We start from the raw sequence: 21,055 nt of genomic DNA, 5'->3' as shown, positions 1-21,055 counted from the left end.
TTGATCACACCTGACACCCCCGGAGGCGGTTCACGACACGGCGTCGATAGGATGCTGGCGGCCGGAGACCGTACCGGCCGGGCTGACCGACACCGAAGCCGGCCGAGCCCCCAATCGCTTCCGGAGGGTTTTCCGTGCCGGCTGGAACGCTGTACCGCGGCCGGGAAGGCATGTGGAGCTGGGTGGCTCATCGAGTCACCGGCGTCCTCATCTTCTTCTTCCTGTTCGCCCATGTTCTCGACACCGCGCTCGTGCGGGTGTCACCCGAGTCGTACGACACCGTCATCCAGACGTACAAGACACCGCTGGTGAACCTGATGGAGTACGGCCTCACCGCCGCCATCCTGTTCCACGCACTGAACGGCCTGCGGGTCATCGCGGTGGACTTCTGGTCGAAGGGTCCGCGCCTGCAGAAGCAGATGCTGTGGACCGTCGTCGGTGTCTGGGTCGTCCTGTTGGCGGCGTCGTTCTACCACATCCTCCAGCACACGCTTCGCACCTGGTTCGGGGGATGATCCGCGATGGCTACTGAGACCAACGAGACCCTGGTGGTCCCCTCCTTCCAGGCCCACACCGGCCAGGGCCTGGGCACCGGGAACCCGGCCGACGCCTTCGTCGTCGAGCCCCCGCGCACGCGTACCAAGAAGACCCCGCGGCGTTCGCGCACCAACTTCGAGATGCTCGCCTGGCTGTTCATGCGCCTGTCGGGTGTCCTGCTGGTCGTGCTGATCCTCGGTCACCTGCTGATCATGCTGGTGCTCGACGGCGGCGTGTCGAAGATCAACTTCGCCTTCGTGGCGGGCCGCTGGGCCTCGCCGTTCTGGCAGGGCTGGGACCTGCTGATGCTGTGGCTCGCCATGCTGCACGGCAGCAACGGCATGCGCACGGTCATCAACGACTACGCGGAGAAGGCCTCCACCAGGCTGTGGCTGAAGACCCTGATGGGCGCCGCGACCGTCTTCACGGTCCTGCTCGGCACCCTGGTGATCTTCACCTTCGACCCGAACATCTAATCGGCCAGCCAGAGGCGACGTAGACCCCATGCAGATTCACAAGTACGACACCGTCATCGTCGGCGCCGGTGGCGCGGGCATGCGCGCGGCCATCGAGTCGACCCAGCGCAGCCGCACCGCAGTGCTGACCAAGCTGTACCCCACCCGCTCCCACACCGGCGCGGCCCAGGGCGGCATGTGCGCCGCCCTCGCCAACGTCGAGGAGGACAACTGGGAGTGGCACACCTTCGACACGGTCAAGGGTGGTGACTACCTGGTCGACCAGGACGCCGCCGAGATCATGTGCAAGGAGGCCATCGACGCCGTCCTCGACCTGGAGAAGATGGGTCTGCCCTTCTCCCGGACCGAGCAGGGCCGGATCGACCAGCGCCGCTTCGGCGGGCACTCCCGCAACCACGGTGAGGCGCCCGTCCGCCGCTCCTGCTACGCGGCCGACCGCACCGGTCACATGATCCTGCAGACGCTGTTCCAGAACTGCGTCAAGCACGGCGTCGAGTTCTTCAACGAGTTCTACGTCCTGGACCTGCTGATCAACGACGGCAAGACCGCGGGCGTCGTCGCCTACGAGCTGGCCACCGGCGAGATCCACGTCTTCCAGGCCAAGTCGGTGGTCTTCGCCTCCGGCGGCACCGGCAAGTTCTTCAAGGTGACCTCCAACGCGCACACCCTGACCGGTGACGGCCAGGCGCTGGTCTACCGTCGCGGCCTGCCGCTGGAGGACATGGAGTTCTTCCAGTTCCACCCGACGGGCATCTGGCGGATGGGCATCCTGCTCACCGAGGGCGCCCGCGGCGAGGGCGGCATCCTGCGCAACAAGGACGGCGAGCGCTTCATGGAGCGCTACGCCCCCGTCATGAAGGACCTCGCGTCCCGTGACGTCTGCTCCCGCGCGATCTACACCGAGATCCGCGAGGGTCGCGGCTGCGGTCCGGACGGCGACCACGTCTACCTGGATCTGACGCACCTCCCGCCGGAGCAGCTGGACGCGAAGCTCCCGGACATCACCGAGTTCGCCCGGACCTACCTCGGCATCGAGCCCTACACGGACCCGATCCCGATCCAGCCCACCGCGCACTACGCGATGGGCGGCATCCCGACCAACGTCGAGGGCGAGGTGCTGCGCAACAACACCGACGTGGTGCCCGGCCTCTACGCGGCCGGCGAGGTGGCCTGCGTCTCGGTACACGGCGCCAACCGCCTGGGCACCAACTCGCTGCTCGACATCAACGTGTTCGGCAAGCGGGCCGGCATCGCCGCCGCCGACTACGCGCAGACCGTCGACTTCACCGAGCTCCCGGAGAACCCGGCCGAGAAGGTCATCTCGATCATCGAGGGCCTCCGCGACTCCGAGGGCACCGAGTCGGTCGCGCAGATCCGCAAGGAGCTGCAGGAGACCATGGACACCAACGCCATGGTCTACCGGACCGGCGAGACCCTGAAGCAGGCCGTGGCCGACATCGCCGTGCTGCGCGAGCGGTACAAGAACGTCGCGATCCAGGACAAGGGCCAGCGCTACAACACGGACCTGCTGGAGGCCGTCGAGCTGGGCAACCTGCTCGACCTGGCCGAGGTGCTGGCCGTCTCCGCGCTCGCCCGCGAGGAGTCGCGCGGCGGTCACTACCGCGAGGACTTCCCGACCCGTGACGACGTGAAGTTCATGCAGCACACCATGGCGTACCAGGAGGTCGCCGCGGACGGCACCACCTCGATCCGCCTCGACTACAAGCCGGTCGTCACGACCCGCTACCAGCCGATGGAGCGTAAGTACTGATGAGCACTCCGACCGTGGAGAAGCACTCGGCCGCTCTGGACGCGGCCGAGGTGGGCGGCGTCCAGCTGATCACCGTCACCCTCCGGATCCGCCGGTTCAACCCGGAGGAGCTGCCGGACCCGGTGTGGGTCGACTACCAGCTGGAGATGGACCCGAAGGAGCGCGTCCTGGACGCCCTCAACAAGGTCAAGTGGGAGCAGGATGGCACCCTCACGTACCGCCGTTCCTGCGCGCACGGCATCTGCGGCTCCGACGCGATGCGGATCAACGGCCGCAACCGGCTGGCGTGCAAGACCCTGATCAAGGACGTCAACCCGGAGCAGCCGATCACGATCGAGGCCATCAAGGGCCTCACGGTCCTCAAGGACCTGATCGTGGACATGGACCCGTTCTTCCAGGCGTACAAGGACGTCATGCCGTTCCTGATCACCAACGGGAACGAGCCGACCCGCGAGCGCCTGCAGACCGCCGAGGACCGCGAGCGGTTCGACGACACCACCAAGTGCATCCTGTGCGCCGCGTGCACCTCCTCGTGCCCGGTGTTCTGGAACGACGGCCAGTACTTCGGCCCGGCGGCCATCGTCAACGCGCACCGCTTCATCTTCGACTCGCGTGACGAGGGCGGCGAGCAGCGCCTGGAGATCCTGAACGACCGCGAGGGCGTGTGGCGCTGCCGCACCACCTTCAACTGCTCCGAGGCCTGCCCCCGTGGCATCGAGGTCACCAAGGCGATCCAGGAAGTGAAGCGGGCCCTGGTGACCCGCCGCTTCTGACCGTCGCCTGAGCACCAACTGAGCAGCACGAACCGAGGGCCCGTCCGGCAGACCGGACGGGCCCTCGGTCGTGTCGCCGCGCCGTTCAGGCGCGGCGCAGGGTGCGCAGGCTCCGTACGCCGATCGCCCCGACCGCCAGGCCGAGGGCCAGCGAGGTGACGGTGAGCAGCAGGTGGACCCAGAAGAAGGCGGTGGGCTGACCATGGTCGCCGTTGCTGAAGGCCTGGCCGCCCGAGTCCTTCCAGAGGTTCTTCAGGAAGGTGATCCAGATGATCACCGACCAGACGCCGAAGGCGGTGAGGAACCAGGAGGTGCGGCGGCCGAGCTTCATGGGAGGTCCTAGCGGGCGGGGGCGGAACGGTCCGGTCCAGTATGCGGAGTGGTCCGGACGGGCCAACCGGCGGCACTCGTTCGGGGGACGATTCCGGCGCGGCGGGCCACCGGCGGGGCCTCCGGGTACGGTCCCGGGGTGTCCACACTCCGTCACTTTCTGTACCGGTGCGCCACGGTGGCCGTGGCCGTGTCGCTGAGCTCCGCCGGGACGCCCTGGCAGGAGCCCCCGCCCGGGGTGTCCACGGTGGGCGGCGAGCGGCTCGGGCAGCCGGGGGTGCAGCTCGCACCGTCGGCCGGAGCTCCGGCGCTGCCCACCGGGCTGACCGGGCAGTCCTGGCTGGTGGCCGACGCGGCCAGCGGTGAGGTGCTGGCCGCCAACAACGCGCACCTGCGGCTGCCGCCCGCGAGCACGCTGAAGATGCTGTTCGCCGACACCGTGCTGCCCAAGTTCGACAAGAACACCGTGCACCGGGTCACCGACGCCGAACTGGCCGGACTGGGCGCCGGCAGCAGCCTGGTCGGGGTCAAGGAGAACCTGGACTACCGGGTGGAGGACCTCTGGCGCGGGGTCTTCCTCGCCTCGGGCAACGACGCGGTCCGGGTACTGGCCCACATGAACGGCGGAATCCCCCAGACGGTGGCCCAGATGCAGGCCAGGGCCCAGGCCCTGGGGGCGCTGGACACCAAGGTGATCACGCCGGACGGGTACGACACCGACGGGCAGCTCACCTCGGCGTACGACCTGACGCTGTTCGCCCGCTCCGGCCTGCGCAACCCGGACTTCCGGGCCTACTGCGCCACCCGGACCGCGCAGTTCCCCGGCGCGGTCGACAAGACCACCGGGCAGCGCGGCAGCTTCGGCATCGCCAACACCGACCGGCTGCTCGGCAAGTACCCGGGGCTGGTCGGGGTGAAGAACGGCTACACCACCAACGCCGGGGCCACCTTCACCGGCGCGGCCGAGCGGGGCGGCCGCGCACTGCTGGTGACGGTGATGCACCCGACCGGGTTGCAGCAGGTCTACGACGAGACGGCGGCCCTGCTCGACTGGGGCTTCACCGCGGCCGGGAAGGTCACCCCGGTCGGCCGGCTGGCCGACCCGCCGCCCCTGCCGGCCGCCTCCGCCGGCGGCGCCGGTTCGACCCCGGCCGCCGAGCCACCCAAGGCCGCGCCCGTGGAGCAGCTGTCGGCCGCCCGGGAACAGGGCGAGGTCGGCTGGGCCGGCTGGCTGGCCGCCGGACTCTGCCTGGCGGCCGTGGCCGCCGCCGTGCACGGGGTCAGGCGACGGCCCGCCCGCTGACCCGCGTCAGTGCGCCACGGGCGAGGAGCCGCCCTCGGGTTCCGCCGCGCTCTCCAGCATCGCGTCGGCCCGCGCCCTGGTCCTGGCGCGGGCCGCGGCCGGATCGGCCAAGGCGGTCCAGGAGGCGCAGAACAGCAGCAGCCGGCCGACGAAGTCGATCCAGAGCAGCAGCGCGACGGGGACGCCGAAGGCGCCGTACAGACTCTTGCCCGCGACCGAGCCGAGGTAGGAGGAGAGCAGCAGCTTGAGCAGCTCGAAGCCGACCGCACCGATCAGGGCGGCCTGGAAGAGGGCACGCCGCTGCTGCTCCTCGGTGATCCGGGGGAACGGGCCGAGCAGGTAGGCGAACAGCACCAGGTCGGCGCCGACCGCGATCAGGAACCCGACCAGGCTCAACAGCCAACCCACGCCGTCGAGTCCGAGCCACTCGGCGGCCCGCCGGGCCAGGGTGGTGGCCATCGCCGAGGCGCCCAGCGAGACCGCCGAGACCAGGCCGAGGCCGACCAGCACCGCACAGTCCCAGAGCTTGCCGATCACCGGGTTGCCCTCGTCGGTGGGCAGACGCCATATCTCCCGGATCGAACCGCGCATGGTCGCCACCCAGCCGAGCCCGGAGATCAGCAGCAGGAAACCGCTGATCAGCCCGACGGTGCCGGCGTTGGCCACCAGCGAGGGCAGGTCGAGCGAGTCGGAGAGTCCTGGCAGCTGGTCGGCGATGTCGTGCTGGAGCCGGTCCACCCGGCTGTCCGAGAGGGTGGCCACCGCGATCGCCAGCGCCACCGTGAGCAGCGGGAAGAGCGCCAGGAAGGCGAAGAAGGTGACCGCCCCGGCCAGCCGGTTGCCCTGCATCTCGGTGAAGTGGGCGTACACCAGCCAGGGGCGGCTGCGCAGTACCCGGGCGGCGATCGGCCCGATCACCGGGAGTCTGGTCAGGAATTCCACGGTCACTCCGCCGTTCGGATCCGCAACGTCGGGTCCCTGTATACCCGCCGGAGCACGACCCAAGGGGTCAACGCTCCGGCTGACGGCGACTCACTTGGCGGAAGCTCCGACCGACGGCGGCTCACTTCGCCCGGCGGGCCCGGCGGACGGCCGCGGTGACGACCGGCGGGAGCAGGTCGACGGCCATCCGCTTGGCCACCGCGACCGGGCGCCGGGCGGCGGCGGCCTTGGCCCGGCGGTCCGCCAGGTCCCCGGTGGCCTCGCTTCCCTTCCGGGAGGCGGCCTCCCGGGTGAGCCGGTCGTGATGCCGGGAGACCGGGAACTCGGGACTCCGGTCGGGCTGGCCGTCCAGCCGCAGCACCCGCCGGCCGGCGATGGTGTCCGTCACCACCCAGACACCGGACGCGCCCCCGGACGCGGCCAGCAGGGCCTCCTGGGCGGCCGTCGGGTCGCCCCAGGTGCCGTAGAACTTGCACTCGGTCAGCAGGATCGGCCGCAGCCCGAGATTGAACACCGCCTCCCAGGTCGCGGCGGCCACGCCCGGGGTGTGCGCGGCGCGGTAGTCGTCCAGAACCAGCACGCCGTCCTCGGCCAGCGCGGCCCGGGCGACCTGGATGTCGCCGGCCACGTGCTCGTACAGGTGCGAGGCGTCCACGTGGACGAACCGGCAGCTGCCCGCCGGGATCCGGCCGTCGGCCAGCACCGAGGTGGGGGCCTGGATCAGCTCGGGCAACCGGTCGTGGAAAGCGAGGTAGTTGACCTCGAACGCCTCCCGGGTGAGCGTCTTGCGGTAGGACATCGTCATCTCGGCCGAGTTCTCCTCGTCCGGGGCGTCCGAGTCGAACAGGTCGCAGACGGTGAACTTCTCGCCCTCCCGGAGGTGACGGCCCATCACGATCGCGCTGCGCCCGAGGTACGCGCCGAGCTCCATCAGGTCACCGGTGACCCCGGCCCTCTCCTGACGATCCAGGAGCCACTCGAAGGCGTGCCGGTCCAGATCCCAGAACCAGCCGGGAACGTCGCCGAGGACCGCAGGTTCGACGATTCGGGACGTCTCGCTGGTCGCGGTGCTTCCGGTCATCGGGTACTCCTCACAGCTGCACGGCCGACCGCCACGGGCGGCCCAACCGGAGCAACGACTCGGCGCCGTCCGGGTGACCATGCGGACCGGGTGAGTTTCGATCCTGACGGTTGACCGGTGCCTCCCGGTCGGCGACCGGGTGGCACCAGTATGCCGAGACCGTGCCACCGGTCAACCCGTCCGACAGAGTCGGAGAGAATCGTGTTGCAGGGCCTCGCCCGGCTAGCGGATCCGGGGGACCAGCCGGGCAGCCGCGGTCCGGCCGCGAGCCAGCGCGCGGACCGTCTGGTACGTCAGATACCTTCCGTGGCTGAGCAGTTGGGGGCGCAGGCTCACGAGGCCCGGGGCCGGTCGGTGGTCGGCCGGGCGCAGCCGGGCGCAGTGTTCGGCGGCCCGGCGGAAGTACTCCCGGCGGTCGCCCGGCGGGACCCGGCCAGGCTTGGAGACCACCGTGTCGAGGTGGTGCAGCATCCGGCCGTAGACCACCGGGCGCCAGCGGTCCAGGTCGGGGCGGCTGTCCAGGAAGGCGAAGACCCGGTCGTACTGGTCGAAGACATCGAAGTGCCTACGGGTCGCCGTGGCGAGGATGTTGCCGCCCTCGCGCCGCTGGCGGTAGTGCACACCGACCCGGTCCAGCACGGTGATCCGCCCGGCGGCCAGCAGGGCCGGGAAGGTCCAGGGGGTGTCCTCGTAGTACCCGGCCGGGAAGGTCAGACCCTGTTCGGTGAGGAAGTCCCGGCGGTAGGCCTTGTTCCAGACCACCATCAGCAGGTCGAGCAGGTCGGGGCGCAGGTCCAGGTCGAAGACCTCGGGGCCGGGGCGGGCGAAGACCGGGGCGGAGTTCGAGCGGACCACCCGGCCGTCCCAGTAGGTGCGGGCGTAGTCATAGACCAGCAGATCCGGGTCGGCGGTGGACCCGAGCCGGTCCTCGACGGCCTGGAGCAGGCCGGGGGTCAGCGTGTCGTCGCTGTCCAGGAAGATCACGTAGTCGCCGGTGGCGACCTCCAGGCCGGCGTTCCTGGCCCGGCCGAGGCCGACGTTGGTGGCCAGGTGCAGCACCCGGATCCGCTCGTCGCGGCGGGCGGCATGGTCCAGCAGGGCGCCACAGCCGTCGGGTGACCGGTCGTCGACCGCGATCAGTTCGAAGTCGGGACAGGACTGGGAGAGCACCGAGTCGAGGCACTCGGCCAGGTACTCCTCGACCTGGTGGACGGGGACGATCACACTGAAACGGGGCATTTGCCCGTCATTCTAGGGGCCGGGACCGATCCGGCCGGCACCGTCACCCCCCGCCCGGGTCCACGGGGACGCCCGCGCCGGACGGTAGCATGACGGCAGACCCGCGCCCGGTCCACAGCGTCCGAACAGAGCTGGTCGCACGTCCCCGATGAAAGGCCCGCGCAGCCGATGGCCCCCCGTCTCTCCGTCGTCGTCCCGATCTACAACGTCGAGCGCTATCTCGAGGAGTGCCTGGACTCCATCGCCGCCCAGACGTTCGGTGACCTTGAGTGTGTGATGGTCGACGACGGCTCCAAGGACGGCAGCGCGGCGATCGCCGAGGCCTATGCCGCCAAGGACCCGCGTTTCCGCCTGGTCAGGCAGGAGAACAAGGGCCTCGGTGCGGCCCGCAACACCGGGTACCGGCACATCGCGCCGGACTCGGAGTTCCTCAACTTCGTCGACAGTGACGACACCCTGCCGCCCAGCGCGTACGAGCTGATGATCAGCACGCTCGAGGAGACCGGCTCGGACTTCGTCACCGGCAACGTGCTGCGCTTCCGGGCGGTCGGGTACTACCAGTCCGGCGGGCACCGCAAGCCGTTCGCCGAGACCAGGTTGCAGACCCACATCACCGAGCTGCCCAGCCTGGTCACCGACCGGACGGCGTGGAACAAGGTCTACCGCCGCTCGTTCTTCGACGCGGCCGGCGTGCTGTACCCCGAGGGCATCCTGTACGAGGACGCCCCGGTCAGCGTGCCGCACCACTACCTGGCGAAGAGCGTGGACGTGCTCTCCGAGCCGATCTACCACTGGCGCGAGCGCGAGGTCGGCGAGATGTCGATCACTCAGATGCGCACCAACCCCAAGGGCCTGATCGACCGGGTCAAGTCGATGGAGCTGGTCCGGGCGTGGCTGCTGGACCGGCCCGAGCCGGAGTTCAAGGAGTACCTGCGCTCCTACGACGAGAACAACCTCGTCGAGGAGATCCCGATGTTCTTCTGGTCCGTCCTCGAGGGCGACCAGGACTACCGGGAGGCCTACCAGGTGAACGTCAGCCGGCTGCTCCGGGCGATCGGCCCCGAGCAGGTCCGGAAGCTGCGCGCGCCGCTGCGGCTCAAGTACCACCTGACGCTGCAGAACCGGATGTCCGAGTTCGTCGACCAGATGGAGTTCGAGAAGGACAGCAACGGCGCCGCCCCGGCCCGCGGCCTGCTCCGCCCGTACGCCGACTACCCGTTCCTGCGCGGCGGCCGCAAGAGCGTGCCCGCCGACGTGCTGCGGCTGGACAACGCGCTGGTGATGCGCAGCCGTCTGTACGACTCCGCCTGGGAGGACGGCAAGCTCCGGATCACCGGGCACGCCTTCCCCGAGCACCTCGGCGCCGAGAACCGGCACGACATGGTCAAGGTGCTGGTGCTGCGGGAGGCCAAGGGCCGCCGGGTGCTGGCCGTGCAGACCAAGGCCATGTACAGCCCGGAGGCCACCGCCTCCTCGCCGCACGACCTCTACAACTGCGACTGGGCCGGCTTCTCCGCCGTCATCGACCCCAAGCGGCTCAAGCACCGGGGCGAGTGGCGGGACGGCTCCTGGCGGGTGCTGATCGCCGGCATCGGCAAGGGCGGCGTCTACAAGGGCCGGATCTCCGGTGGCTGGAGCGACACCGCCGAGTACCCGCCGGTGCAGTGGGTCGAGGACGACGTCCGGATCGTGCCGTGGCTCAAGGACAACCACGTCTACCTGCGGGTCGAACGGGTCCGGGCGCGGGCCCTGACGGTCAGTGAGCGGGGCGGCGAGATCACCCTGACCGGGCAGGTCGGCTCCGGCAGCGACCTGGCCGGGGCGCGGCTGCGGCTGGTGCACGCCGAGTCGGACCGCGAGCTGCTCTACCCGGTGGAGCTGGGCACCCCGGTCGGCCGGGTGGTGCCGTTCGGCGGGACCTTCCCGATCGCCGAGCTGACCGCCGTCCGGGAGGCCTGGGACGCACTGGACCCGGCCGCCGAGGAGCGGCTGCGGGACCGCTGGGCCACCGAGCTGCTGCTCGCCGACGGCACCGCGTTGCCGGTGGTGATAGACGACCGCCGGGCCCCCGAGCAGATCAACGTGCCGATCCTGGACAACACCCGGGCGCTGTTCTCCAAGCCCTCGCCGAGCGGGTACCTGCAGTTCACCGACCAGGTGCTGCAGCCGGTGGTGGACGACATCGTCCGGGCCAAGGACACCGAGGGCTTCCTGCTCAGCGGCAGCTTCCCGCTGCCCGGCAGCCACCACTACGAGCTGGTGATCCGGCACAACTGGCGGGAGGAGGAGCACCGCTACCCGGTCGAGATCACCGACGGCCGGTTCCGCGCCGCGCTGCCCGCCGTGCCGACCGCCTCGTTCGCCGGGCAGGTCCCGCTGCACCGGGGCACCTGGGACGTGGAGTTCCGCCCGGTCGGCGCCGAGCCCGGCAGACTCTGGCCGAACGCGCTGCTGGCCTCCAGCAGTCACGACGAACTGCCGCTGGAGATCCAGGCCCGCGGCCGCCGGGTGGCGCTGGAGCGCCGCACCTACGACAGCCTCTCGCTGGAGTCGCACGCCGACCTGCTGCCGGAGGAGCGCAGCGGCTACCGCCAGCGCCGGCTCCGCAACGGTTTCGCCGAGGCGCAGCGCGCGCCGCTCACCGACACGGTGCTCTACAACGTCGCGCTGGGCGGCCAGTACGCCGGCTCGCCGCGGGCCGTGCACGAGGAGCTGGTCCGCCGGGGCACCCGGCTGCGGCACGTCTGGACCAACGACGACATGCAGGCCGACCTGCCGCAGAGCGCCGAGCCGGTCCGGCAGTGGAGCCCGGAGTGGTACGAGCACCTGGCCACCGCCAAGTACGTGGTGACCAGCGCCCACCTGCCCGACTTCTTCGTCCGCCGGCCCGGTCAGGTGGTCCTGCAGACCTGGCACGGCACCCCGTTGAAGCGGATCGGCCACGACTTCGAGAAGGTCTGGTTCACCGACTCGGAGTACCTCAAGCTGCTCGACCACGAGGTCGCCCAGTGGAGCCTGCTGGTCTCCGGCAACACCTTCTCCACCGGGGTGCTGCGGCGGGCCTTCAAGTACCAGGGCCGGATCCTGGAGTCCGGCTACCCGCGCAACGACGTGCTGTTCGCCGCCGACCGGGAGAAGACGGCCGAGCAGGTCCGCGAGCGGCTCGGCCTGCCCGAGGGCAAGAAGGTGGTGCTGTACGCGCCGACCTTCCGGGAGGACCGGCGCCGGCCGCAGGGCGGCTACCAGCTCGACCTGCGGATCGACCTGGCGGCTGCCGAGGCCGCGCTCGGCGAGGACCAGGTCCTGCTGGTCCGGGCCCACGAGCTGATGTGCGGTCAGGTCCCGAGCGCGGGCAACGGCTACGTCTGGGACGTCGGCACGTACCCCGACATGGCCGATCTGCTGCTGGTCGCGGACGTGCTGGTGACGGACTACTCCTCGGCCACGTTCGACTTCGCCAACACCGGCAAGCCGATCCTGTTCTTCACGTACGACCTGGAGCACTACCGGGACAACCTGCGCGGATTCAGCCTGGACTTCGAGGCGGACGCGCCCGGGCCGCTGCTGGCGACCTCGGAGGAGCTGGTCGAAGCGCTCGGCCGGGTCGACGCGGTGGCCGCCGAGCACGCCGACGCGTACGCGGCGTTCCGGGAGAAGTACTGCGACCTGGACGACGGCCAGGCCTCGGCCCGGGTGGTCGACGCCCTCCTGGGCTGACTCCCACGGGCTGAGGGTCGAACCGGCGTCCGAACCTCCCGGACGCCGGTTCGATCGCGCTGTCCCCGATCGGGTCGTCCTCGGAGCTTTCCGCAGCACGTGGGTTGACCAACGGACCCGCCGGGTATGTCATGGCGCTCACGATGTCCATGACCCGCTCCCGCCCCATCCTGCCCTCCCCCCGGGCGGGGGCGCCGACGGCCGTCGGCCCCGCCGCCGCACCGCCCGCCGCCCTCGCGCTCGGGCTGCGCTCCGCCCGGTGGACCGGCGGACGGTTGGAGCTGACCGGCTTCGCCCGCCGGATCGACCGGGGCAGCGGCAGGGTCCGGAGCTCGTTCACCGTGCTGGAACTCGCCAGACCGGGACACCGGCCGCTCCGGTTCCGCACCCGGCCGCTCCGGCTGCCCGAGGTCACCGAGGACAGTGCGCAGAGCGAGCACAACCACGACTGGGCCGCTTTCACCGTCACGGTCGACCCCGAACGGCTACGCGCCGACGGCGCCTGGCCGGACGCCGAGTGGGAGGTCAGGGCCGGACTGCTGCGCACCCTGCGGCTGACCGGCGTACGGCGCGAACACGGCCCGCTCCGGCCGCACTGGTGCGGTTCGGGCGAGTACCCGCCCGCGCACTGGGTGGAGCAGAACGTCCGGGTGCTGCTGCACTTCACCGACCAGCGCCTGCGGATCAAGGTGCACCGGGTGTGGAGCCGACTCACCGGCCTGCGCCCGGCGGACGACGGCCTCGAACTCACCGGCTGGGCGCACGACTTGCCGCCCGGCACGGTATTCAGACTGTCGCACCGTCGGACCGACGCCGAGAGCCTGTACCCGGTCGCCGCCACCGGCCGGGACTTCACCGTCCTGCTGCCGTTCGAGGCGTTCGACACCGCCGGAGCGGCCACCGCGCTCTGGCACGGCGAACTGCTCCGACCCGACGGCTCCACCGAACGGCCCGTGCTCGACGAGCGCCCCTGGCCCGGTGGCATGGTGCTCGCCCGGCCTGCGGGCGGCGCCCTGCTGGTACGTCAACTCGCCGACGGCTACCCGGAGTTCTGCGCTCAGCCCGGCGCCGTACTGGTCGACCGGATCACCCCGGGGCAGGACGGCTTCCGGCTCACCGCGCACACCGTCCTGCCCGGCGGCGGCCCGTTGGAACTGGTGCTCAGGCACGGCAACGGCACCCGGGAGATCCGCCACCCGGTCGAGCGCGCCGCACCGGCCGAGCTGACCCTGCCCGTTGCCGCCACCGCCGCCGACCTCAGCCGGCATCCGCTCCGGCGCGGCGTCTGGGAGCTGCGGCTGCGCCCGGCCGGCCGACCCGAGGCCGAACAGCCGTTGCTGCTCAGCCGACGGGCACTGGCCCAACTCCCGTGCGCGGTGAAGCTGGGCGTCACCGCCGGCGTGGTCGCCGGGGGCGCCAAGCAGGCCGTCCTGCAGAGCCGCTGGCACAACACCCTGATCCTTGACTCCACGCCCGTGCTGGCCCCCGCCGAGCGCAGCCGCTACACCCAGCGGAAATTGCGCACCGTCGACTACCCCGCCGCCCGGCGCAGGCCGCTCCGCCCCGCCGTGCTGTACGACGTCTTCGGCGGCCGTGGCTACGCCGACTCGCCCCGTGCGATCCACGCCGAACTGGCCCGGCGGGCAGCCCCGTTGGAACACCTCTGGGTGGTGGACGACGCCCAGGCCGTGGTCCCCGCCGGGGTTCGGCCGATCCGCAGTCACAGCCCCGAGTGGTACGAGGCGCTGGCCACCTCGCGCTACCTGGTCGGCAACACCCACCTGCCGGAGTTCCTCGAACGGCGGCCCGGCCAGGTGGTGCTGCAGACCTGGCACGGCTCACTGTTGAAGCGGATCGCCCACGACGTGGCCAACCCCCTGCTGGCCAGGGCCGGTTACCTGGCCGCGCTGGACCGCGAGGTCCCGCAGTGGAGCCTGCTGCTCTCCCCCAGCGCCTTCGCCACCCCGATCCTGCGCCGGGCGTTCCGCTACACCGGCGAGATCCTGGAGTCCGGCTACCCCAGGAACGACCTGCTGGCCCGCTCGGCGGACGCCTCGGCCGTCCGCCGCCGACTGGGCGTCCCGGACGGCAAACGGATCGTACTCTACGCCCCCACCTGGCGGGAGGACCAGCAGCGGGCCAACGGCGACGGCTACCGGCTCGGTCTGCGCCTCGACCTGGCCGCCGCCCGGACCGCACTCGGCGCGGACCACGTGCTACTGGTCCGCCCGCACGCCCACGTGGCCGAGCCGCTGCCGCGCGCGGGCGACGGCTTCGTGCTGGACGTCGGCGACTACCCCGACGTCCAGGAACTCCTCCTGGCCGCCGACGTGTTGGTGACCGACTACTCCTCGATCATGTTCGACTTCGCCATCACCGGACGGCCGATCCTGTTCTTCACCTACGACCTGGAGCACTACCGGGACGCCCTGCGCGGCTTCTACTTCGACTTCGAACGCGAGGCGCCGGGGCCGCTGTTGGCGGACTCTGCCGAACTGGTCGACGCCCTGCGCTCGTTGACCACCGGCACCACGCTGGTCGACCGGTACGCGAGCGCCTACCGGAGGTTCCGCGCCACCCACTGCCACCTGGACGACGGCCGGGCCGCCGCCCGGGTGGTGGACCGCCTGCTCGAACTCGGCGGCTGAGCCAACCGGCCGATCAGGTCCCGGCCAGCCGCGCCCAGGGCCGGTCGGCTCAGGCCGCGCCGAAGGCGTAGCTGCGCCACGGCCGCCAAACCTCGTCCGCGCCGAACCGGGAGAGCACGAAGCCGGGCACCGGGAAGGTCGCGTGGAAGCTGCGGGCCTCCCGGTGCGCGCGGTCCAGCGCCGCCTCGGAGAGGCCGTGCGCCACCGTGACGTGCGGGTGGTACGGAAAGGCCAGCTCGCGCGCCAGCGGGCCCGAGCGGACGGCCGCCTCCAGCGCCCGGCACTCCTGGGCACCCTCCTCCACCCGGACGAACACCACCGGCGAGACCGGCCGGAAGGTGCCGCTGCCCTGCAGCAGCATCGGGAACGGAGCGTGCCCGGCCGCCACCGCGCGCAGGTGGGTCTCCACCTCGGCCAGCCGGCCGACCGGGATCTCGGTCGGCGGCAGCAGGGTGACGTGGGTCGGTATGGAGCGGGCGAGCGGGTCGCCGTGCCCCGCCCTGGCGTCCTGGATCGCGGAGCCGTACGGCTCCGGGACGTGTATGGACACGCCGATGGTGACGGCCTCGGGGAGGCCGTCACCGACGGGGGCGGACACGGCGGTCGACATCAGCGCTTGGGAGTCAGGAAGCCGATGCGGTCGTACACGGTGGCCAGCGTCTCGGAGGCGACCGAGCGGGCCTTCTCCGCGCCGAGGCCGAGCACCCGGTCCAGCTCCGCCGGGTCGTCCAGGTAGCCCTGGGTGCGCTGCTGGAACGGGCCGACCCAGTCGGTGAACAGCTCGGCCAGCTCGGTCTTCAGGGCGCCGTACTGCTTGCCCTCGAAGTGCTCGACCAGCTGCTCGATCGACTGCCCGCTGAGCGCGGAGTGGATGCGCAGCAGGTTGGAGACGCCGGGCTTCTTCTCCTCGTCGTAGGAGACCACCGTGTCGGTGTCGGTGACGGCGCTCTTGAACTTCTTCGCGCTGACCTTCGGCTCGTCCAGCAGGTTCACCAGGCCCTTGGGCGAGGAGGCCGACTTGCTCATCTTGGCGGTCGGGTCCTGAAGGTCCAGGATCTTGGCCGTCTCCTTGAGGATGTACGGCTTCGGCACGGTGAAGGTGGGCGCGTAGCGGGTGTTGAAGCGCTCCGCGAGGTCGCGGGTGAGCTCCAGGTGCTGGCGCTGGTCCTCGCCGACCGGGACGGCGTCGGCCTGGTAGAGCAGGATGTCGGCGATCTGCAGGATCGGGTAGGTGAACAGGCCGACCGAGGTCCGGTCGTTGCCCTGCTTGGCCGACTTGTCCTTGAACTGGGTCATCCGGGCGGCCTCGCCGAAGCCGGTGAGGCAGTTCATCACCCAGGCGAGCTGGGCGTGCTCGGGCACGTGCGACTGGACGAAGAGGGTGCAGCGCTCCGGGTCGAGACCCGCGCCGAGCAGCTGGGCGGTCGAGACCCGGGTGTTCTGCCGCAGGGTGGCCGGGTCCTGCTCGACGGTGATCGCGTGCAGGTCGACCACCATGTAGAAGGCGTCGTTGGCCTCCTGCAGGTCCACCCACTGGCGCACCGCGCCGAGGTAGTTGCCGAGGTGGAAGGAGCCCGAGGTGGGCTGGATGCCGGAGAGGACCCGGGGACGGTCCTGGGCCGGACCGGTGATCGCTGCGTTGACCATGCGCGCCATTGTTCCAGCTTCCCCGACCGCTCAGGAAACCTCAGCCCCTGGAGGATCCGACAGTGTGACCGCACTCACCCGGATGCGTTCGATCCGCCGGCCGTCCAACTTGGCCACCGCGAGCCGCAGGCCGTCCCCGGTGGCCACCTGGTCCCCGGTGCTGGGCAGCTTGCCCAGCTCGCTGACCAGGTACCCGGCCACCGTCTCGTACGGGCCCTCCGGGAGGGTGACGCCGGTCTCCTCGGCGAAGTCGGCCAGGTTGAGCAGTCCGTCGAGCTCCATCCCGCCGCCGGCCAGCCGTCGGGTCGCGGTGGTGTCCAGGGCGTCGTACTCGTCCCTGATCTCGCCGATCACCTCCTCGACCAGGTCCTCCAGGGTGACGATGCCCGCGGTGCCGCCGTACTCGTCCACCACGATTGCCAGGTGGTGGCCCTCCCTGCGCATCTCGCCCATCGCCGCCAGCACCCGCTTGGTGGCCGGCAGCAGTTTGACCGGACGGGTCAGCTCGCGGACCCGCAGGGCGTGTTCGCCGCGCGCCCCGTACAGGTCGCGGACGTGCACGAAGCCGGCCACCGAGTCGTACGAGCCCTCCACCACGGGGTAACGGGAGTGCGGCGAGCGGCTGGTCTCGGTGCGGACCTCGGCCAGCGGGCGGTCGGCGTCCAGGAAGGTGACCTCGGTCCTGGGGACCATCACCTCGCGCAGCTGGCGCTCCCCCGCCGAGAACACGTCGGCGATCAGCTCGCGCTCGTCGTGCCCCAGTTCGGTGTTGGCGGCGACCAGGCCCCGGAGCTCCTCCGAGCTGATCGCGGGCTCCTCGCGCAGCCCCTGGGCGTAGCCGAGCAGGCGGCTCAGCGGGCGGAGCAGTTCGGCCGCGACGGCGGTCAGCAGCAGGAGCAGGACGAGGGTCACGGGGGGTCAGTGTACGGCGACGGCCGGGCCGCCCCTCTCGGGGCGACCCGGCCGTTCGGGTGAGCCGGGGTCGGAGTCGGACTCAGATGAGGCCGAGCTCCTTGACCGCGTCGCGCTCCTCGACCAGCTCGGCGACCGAGGCGTCGATCCGGGCGCGGGAGAAGTCGGAGACCTCCAGGCCCTGGACGATCTCGAACTTGCCGTCCTTGGTGGTGACCGGGAAGGAGGAGATGATGCCCTCCTCGACGCCGTACGAGCCGTCGGAGACGATGCCCATCGAGGTCCAGTCGCCCTCGGCGGTGCCGTTCACCCAGGTGTACACGTGGTCGATGGCGGCGTTCGCGGCCGAGGCGGCCGAGGATGCGCCACGGGCCTCGATGATGGCCGCGCCGCGCTTGGCGACGGTCGGGATGAAGGTCTCGGCGAGCCACTTCTCGTCGTTGACGGCCTCGGCGGCGTTCTTGCCGTTGACCAGCGCGTGGAAGATGTCCGGGTACTGGGTGGCCGAGTGGTTGCCCCAGATGGTGAGCCGCTGGATGTCGTTGACGGTGACGCCGAGCTTCTTGGCGAGCTGGGCGACCGCGCGGTTGTGGTCCAGGCGGGTCATCGCGGTGAAGCGCTCGGCCGGCACGTCGGGGGCGTTGCGCTGGGCGATCAGGGCGTTGGTGTTGGCCGGGTTGCCGACCACCAGGACCTTGATGTCGTCCGCGGCGTGGTCGTTGATGGCCTTGCCCTGCGGGCCGAAGATGCCGCCGTTGGCCTGCAGCAGGTCGCCGCGCTCCATGCCCGCGGTGCGCGGACGGGCACCGACCAGCAGGGCCACGTTGGCGCCGTCGAAGGCGGTGGCGGGGCTGTCGGTGATGGTGATGTCGCGGAGCAGCGGGAAGGCGCAGTCGTCCAGCTCCATCGCGGTGCCCTCGGCGGCCTTGAGACCCTGCGGGATCTCCAGGAGGCGCAGGTTCACCGGCACGTCCGCGCCGAGCAGGTGGCCGGAGGCGATACGGAACAGCAGCGCGTAGCCGATCTGGCCGGCCGCGCCGGTGACGGTGACGTTGACGGGGGTGCGAGTCATTTTCTGTCTACTCCAGCGATCGCCAGCCACGCCCCACGCGCGCCCGACGCGCTGGAGCCGAGGACGATCTCTCGACGTCGAGAGATCCGGCGTCAGGTTATCGCAAGCCCGCCGCCGGGGGTGGCCACGGCACTGGCTGATACGTCACAACGGCCCCCGCCCGCACCCGGACGGGGGCCGTGCGGACGGGTCAGTGCCGCTGGCGGCCGATGACCTGACCGATGTTGTCCAGGACGGAGAGCCGCAGCCACGGGTCGGGCTGGGCGATCAGGGTGAGCAGCACGATCGCCCCGCCGAGGAAGGTCAGCACGGTGACGTCGGTGAAGCGGCTGCGCACCGCCAGCATGCCGACCTCGGGCAGCACCAGCCGGAGCACCGCCCCGATCAGCACCGCCCCGCCGACGGTCAGCAGGCCGTACTTGAAGTCACCGAAGCAGGTGATGCCCAGCCCGGCCGCGACCAGGCCCAGCACCATCGTTATCGGCCACTGCCGGACCGGCAGCGGGTGACTGCCGTCCGTCGCCGCCGCCGAACCCTCCGGCGGCAGCGTGCCGGTGGTCTTCACCGGCCGTCGCCGTGACCGGCCCGCCTTGACCGTCATCGGCGTCAGGCCCCTGCGCGGCGCTCGGCCGCCACCACGATGTTGTTGAGCAGCATCGCGCGGGTCATCGGACCCACGCCGCCCGGGTTCGGGGAGATCCAGCCGGCCACCTCGGCGACTGCGGGCTCCACGTCTCCCTGGATCTTGCCCTCGCCGTCCCGGCTGACGCCGACGTCGAGCACGGCCGCGCCGGGCTTGACGTCCTGGGCCTTGATCAGGTGCCCGACGCCCGCGGCGGCCACGATGATGTCGGCCTGCCGCAGGTGCTTGGCCAGGTCGCGGGTGCCGGTGTGGCACAGCGTCACGGTGGCGTTCTCGGACCGGCGGGTCAGCAGCAGGCCGATCGAGCGGCCGACGGTGACACCGCGGCCGACCACCACGACCTCGGCGCCGTCCAGCTTGACGTCGTGCCGGCGGAGCAGCTCGACGATGCCGTACGGGGTGCAGGGCAGCGGGCCCTCGATGCCGAGCGCGAGCCGGCCGAGCGAGGTGGGGTGCAGGCCGTCGGCGTCCTTGTCCGGGTCCATCAACTCCAGGACGGGGTTCTGGTCCAGGCCCTTGGGCAGCGGGAGCTGGACGATGTAGCCGGTGCAGGTCGGGTCGGCGTTGAGCTCGCGGACGACGTCCTCGACCTCCTGCTGGGTGGCGGTGGCGGGCAGCTCGCGCTGGATCGAGGCGATGCCGACCTCGGCGCAGTCCCGGTGCTTGCCGTTGACGTACCACCGGCTGCCCGGGTCGTCGCCGACCAGGACGGTACCGAGGCCGGGGACGATGCCCCGCTCCTTGAGGGCCGCCACGCGGACGGCGAGTTCGGACTTGATCGCGGCAGCGGTGGCCTTGCCATCGAGAATCTGGGCAGTCATGGCACCATTCTCCCGGATCGGCTCCGGTGCTCGGCACGTGCCACCCTGGTTGCGGTTGCGCCACAGTTCCGTCCGGGTGCCGGTCGCCGCTGGACAGCCCCGGGGGCACCCACCCACGATATGACCGGGACGACCATGCGCCGGTCGGCCGGTGACGGCCCGTCGGCGCAGCGCGGGGGAGAACAGAGCTCGGGGGGACCGGAACACAGTGAGCAATCCGTACCAGCAGCAGCCGCCCGATCCGTACGGGTCGTACGGGCAGCCGCAGCAGCCGTACACCGCACCTCAGCACCACCAGGCGGCCTACCCGCAGCCCGGGTACCAGCAGCCCGGATACGGCTACCCGCAGCCGCCGGTGGCCCAGGCTCCGCAGAACAGCTTGGCGATCGCCTCGCTGGCGCTGGGTTTCCTGAGCATCCTGATCTGCTTCTACGGCGCACTGCTCGGCCCGGTCGGCCTGGGACTGGGCATCGCGGGCCTGAGCAAGTCCAAGCAGACCGGTGTCGGCCGCACCCAGGCGATCGGCGGGGTGCTGCTCTCCACGCTCGGGATCCTGATCGGCATCGCCGGCCTGGTCTTCTACTCGACCGTCTCCGAGAACTACACGCCGTGATGCAGCAGTTGACGGCTCGCTGGACGAGCACGGCCGGTACGCCGCTGGGCGGCGTGCTGCGGATGGCCGCTCGCGGGGCCGGTGCGGCGGTGGCCGCGCTGACGGTCGCCGCGCTGCACGACGTGCACGACCCCGGCGCGCTCTGCCCGCTGCGCCGGTTCACCGGCATCCCCTGCCCCGGCTGCGGGAGCACCACGGTCTTCATCGAGGCCGGCCACGGCGCGTTCGGCGCCGCGCTGCTGGCCAATCCGGTGACGGTGGTGGCCGGACTCGGCCTGCTGGTCGCGCCGCTCGGTCCCGGGCGCTGGTGGTGGCAACTCCCCAACCTCCACCGGAATGTCCTGATCGGTACCGCCTTAACGATCTCCTGGCTCTGGCAGTTGCACCGCTTCGGCGTCGTACTGCCCTGAGTCTGACGCTTTCTGACGGTAACTGACCTTCGCGGTGTCACCGCGTTCCGCTAATGTCCCACCCGGTCGGCAACTCAACTGCCCGTCCGCCCCAGGGTCTTCCTGTCCCGTCCACACCTC

Annotated in this window: 19 protein-coding genes; 9 read left to right on the top strand and 10 right to left on the bottom strand. The window is 71.1% G+C overall.

Annotated features, from left to right (window positions below; genetic code table 11):
• The first annotated feature begins 134 nt into the window (after positions 1-134).
• The 4 genes from sdhC to ACKUU6_RS19995 are packed head-to-tail and all read left to right on the top strand — an operon-like array spanning position 135 to position 3,557.
• Positions 135-515 (top strand): succinate dehydrogenase, cytochrome b556 subunit, encoded by a 381-nt coding sequence (gene sdhC / locus ACKUU6_RS20010; protein WP_407989931.1) that lies wholly within the window; start codon positions 135-137, stop codon positions 513-515.
• Positions 516-521: 6 nt separating this feature from the next.
• On the top strand, positions 522-1,013 hold the full coding sequence (gene sdhD / locus ACKUU6_RS20005; protein WP_407989930.1) for a succinate dehydrogenase, hydrophobic membrane anchor protein: 492 nt from the start codon (positions 522-524) through the stop codon (positions 1,011-1,013).
• Between the two features lie 28 nt (positions 1,014-1,041).
• The gene (sdhA, locus tag ACKUU6_RS20000; protein WP_407989929.1) at positions 1,042-2,784 is read left to right on the top strand and encodes a succinate dehydrogenase flavoprotein subunit; all 1,743 of its coding nucleotides are present in this window, start codon (positions 1,042-1,044) and stop codon (positions 2,782-2,784) included.
• On the top strand, positions 2,784-3,557 hold the full coding sequence (locus tag ACKUU6_RS19995; protein WP_407989928.1) for a succinate dehydrogenase iron-sulfur subunit: 774 nt from the start codon (positions 2,784-2,786) through the stop codon (positions 3,555-3,557). The genes sdhA and ACKUU6_RS19995 overlap by 1 nt, the downstream gene beginning before the upstream one ends.
• 85 nt (positions 3,558-3,642) lie before the next feature.
• Here the strand turns inward: ACKUU6_RS19995 and ACKUU6_RS19990 are convergent, their stop codons facing one another.
• On the bottom strand, positions 3,643-3,888 hold the full coding sequence (locus ACKUU6_RS19990; RefSeq protein ID WP_407989927.1) for an SCO4848 family membrane protein: 246 nt from the start codon (positions 3,886-3,888) through the stop codon (positions 3,643-3,645).
• A 183-nt stretch (positions 3,889-4,071) separates the two neighbouring features.
• Here ACKUU6_RS19990 and ACKUU6_RS19985 point away from each other — a divergent pair, with 183 nt between their 5' ends.
• Positions 4,072-5,190 carry a D-alanyl-D-alanine carboxypeptidase family protein gene (locus ACKUU6_RS19985; protein ID WP_407992176.1) on the top strand — a complete coding sequence of 373 codons (1,119 nt, stop codon included), beginning with the start codon at positions 4,072-4,074 and terminating at the stop codon, positions 5,188-5,190.
• Positions 5,191-5,196: 6 nt separating this feature from the next.
• On the opposite strand, the gene ACKUU6_RS19980 is transcribed toward ACKUU6_RS19985, so the two are convergent.
• The 3 genes from ACKUU6_RS19980 to ACKUU6_RS19970 all read right to left on the bottom strand — a co-directional run bounded on the left by ACKUU6_RS19980 (position 5,197) and on the right by ACKUU6_RS19970 (position 8,452).
• The gene (locus ACKUU6_RS19980) at positions 5,197-6,132 is read right to left on the bottom strand and encodes a YihY/virulence factor BrkB family protein (RefSeq protein ID WP_407989926.1); all 936 of its coding nucleotides are present in this window, start codon (positions 6,130-6,132) and stop codon (positions 5,197-5,199) included.
• 121 nt (positions 6,133-6,253) lie between these two features.
• Positions 6,254-7,213 carry a class I SAM-dependent methyltransferase gene (locus ACKUU6_RS19975; protein ID WP_407989925.1) on the bottom strand — a complete coding sequence of 320 codons (960 nt, stop codon included), beginning with the start codon at positions 7,211-7,213 and terminating at the stop codon, positions 6,254-6,256.
• A 222-nt stretch (positions 7,214-7,435) separates the two neighbouring features.
• Positions 7,436-8,452: a glycosyltransferase family 2 protein gene (locus tag ACKUU6_RS19970; protein WP_407989924.1), complete on the bottom strand. Its 1,017-nt coding sequence runs from the start codon at positions 8,450-8,452 to the stop codon at positions 7,436-7,438.
• 168 nt (positions 8,453-8,620) lie between these two features.
• Here ACKUU6_RS19970 and ACKUU6_RS19965 point away from each other — a divergent pair, with 168 nt between their 5' ends.
• Both ACKUU6_RS19965 and ACKUU6_RS19960 read left to right on the top strand, forming a co-directional pair.
• Complete coding sequence (locus ACKUU6_RS19965; RefSeq protein WP_407989923.1) at positions 8,621-12,169, top strand: bifunctional glycosyltransferase/CDP-glycerol:glycerophosphate glycerophosphotransferase; 3,549 nt, start codon at positions 8,621-8,623, stop codon at positions 12,167-12,169.
• 149 nt (positions 12,170-12,318) lie between these two features.
• Positions 12,319-14,817 carry a CDP-glycerol glycerophosphotransferase family protein gene (locus tag ACKUU6_RS19960; protein WP_407989922.1) on the top strand — a complete coding sequence of 833 codons (2,499 nt, stop codon included), beginning with the start codon at positions 12,319-12,321 and terminating at the stop codon, positions 14,815-14,817.
• Between the two features lie 49 nt (positions 14,818-14,866).
• Here the strand turns inward: ACKUU6_RS19960 and ACKUU6_RS19955 are convergent, their stop codons facing one another.
• The 6 genes from ACKUU6_RS19955 to ACKUU6_RS19930 form a co-directional block, all read right to left on the bottom strand.
• On the bottom strand, positions 14,867-15,427 hold the full coding sequence (locus tag ACKUU6_RS19955; protein WP_407989921.1) for a 2'-5' RNA ligase family protein: 561 nt from the start codon (positions 15,425-15,427) through the stop codon (positions 14,867-14,869).
• Positions 15,427-16,464, bottom strand: a complete 1,038-nt coding sequence (gene trpS / locus ACKUU6_RS19950; protein WP_407989920.1) for a tryptophan--tRNA ligase — start codon at positions 16,462-16,464, stop codon at positions 15,427-15,429. The genes ACKUU6_RS19955 and trpS overlap by 1 nt, the downstream gene beginning before the upstream one ends.
• Positions 16,465-16,494: 30 nt before the next feature.
• Positions 16,495-17,376 carry a hemolysin family protein gene (locus ACKUU6_RS19945; protein WP_407989919.1) on the bottom strand — a complete coding sequence of 294 codons (882 nt, stop codon included), beginning with the start codon at positions 17,374-17,376 and terminating at the stop codon, positions 16,495-16,497.
• 82 nt (positions 17,377-17,458) lie between these two features.
• Positions 17,459-18,448, bottom strand: coding sequence for a malate dehydrogenase (locus ACKUU6_RS19940; protein WP_407989918.1), 990 nt, complete (start codon positions 18,446-18,448; stop codon positions 17,459-17,461).
• 190 nt (positions 18,449-18,638) lie between these two features.
• A complete protein-coding gene (locus tag ACKUU6_RS19935) occupies positions 18,639-19,013 on the bottom strand; it encodes a DUF3017 domain-containing protein (RefSeq protein WP_407989917.1) in 375 nt (124 codons plus the stop codon).
• Between the two features lie 41 nt (positions 19,014-19,054).
• Positions 19,055-19,912: a bifunctional methylenetetrahydrofolate dehydrogenase/methenyltetrahydrofolate cyclohydrolase gene (locus ACKUU6_RS19930; protein WP_407989916.1), complete on the bottom strand. Its 858-nt coding sequence runs from the start codon at positions 19,910-19,912 to the stop codon at positions 19,055-19,057.
• Between the two features lie 208 nt (positions 19,913-20,120).
• On the opposite strand from ACKUU6_RS19930, the gene ACKUU6_RS19925 reads away from it, so the two are divergent.
• Positions 20,121-20,525 (top strand): DUF4190 domain-containing protein, encoded by a 405-nt coding sequence (locus ACKUU6_RS19925; protein WP_407989915.1) that lies wholly within the window; start codon positions 20,121-20,123, stop codon positions 20,523-20,525.
• Entirely contained in the window at positions 20,525-20,935 is a 411-nt protein-coding gene (locus tag ACKUU6_RS19920; protein WP_407992175.1) for a DUF2752 domain-containing protein, read from the top strand. Before ACKUU6_RS19925 ends, ACKUU6_RS19920 begins: the two co-directional genes overlap by 1 nt.
• Positions 20,936-21,055: the final 120 nt, after the last annotated feature.

Origin of the sequence: Kitasatospora sp. CMC57 (assembly GCF_045866025.2) — a bacterium.
GTDB lineage: Bacteria > Actinomycetota > Actinomycetes > Streptomycetales > Streptomycetaceae > Kitasatospora.
Note: the sequence above shows the minus strand (reverse complement) of the source record. Positions and strands in the feature narration are given on the sequence as shown.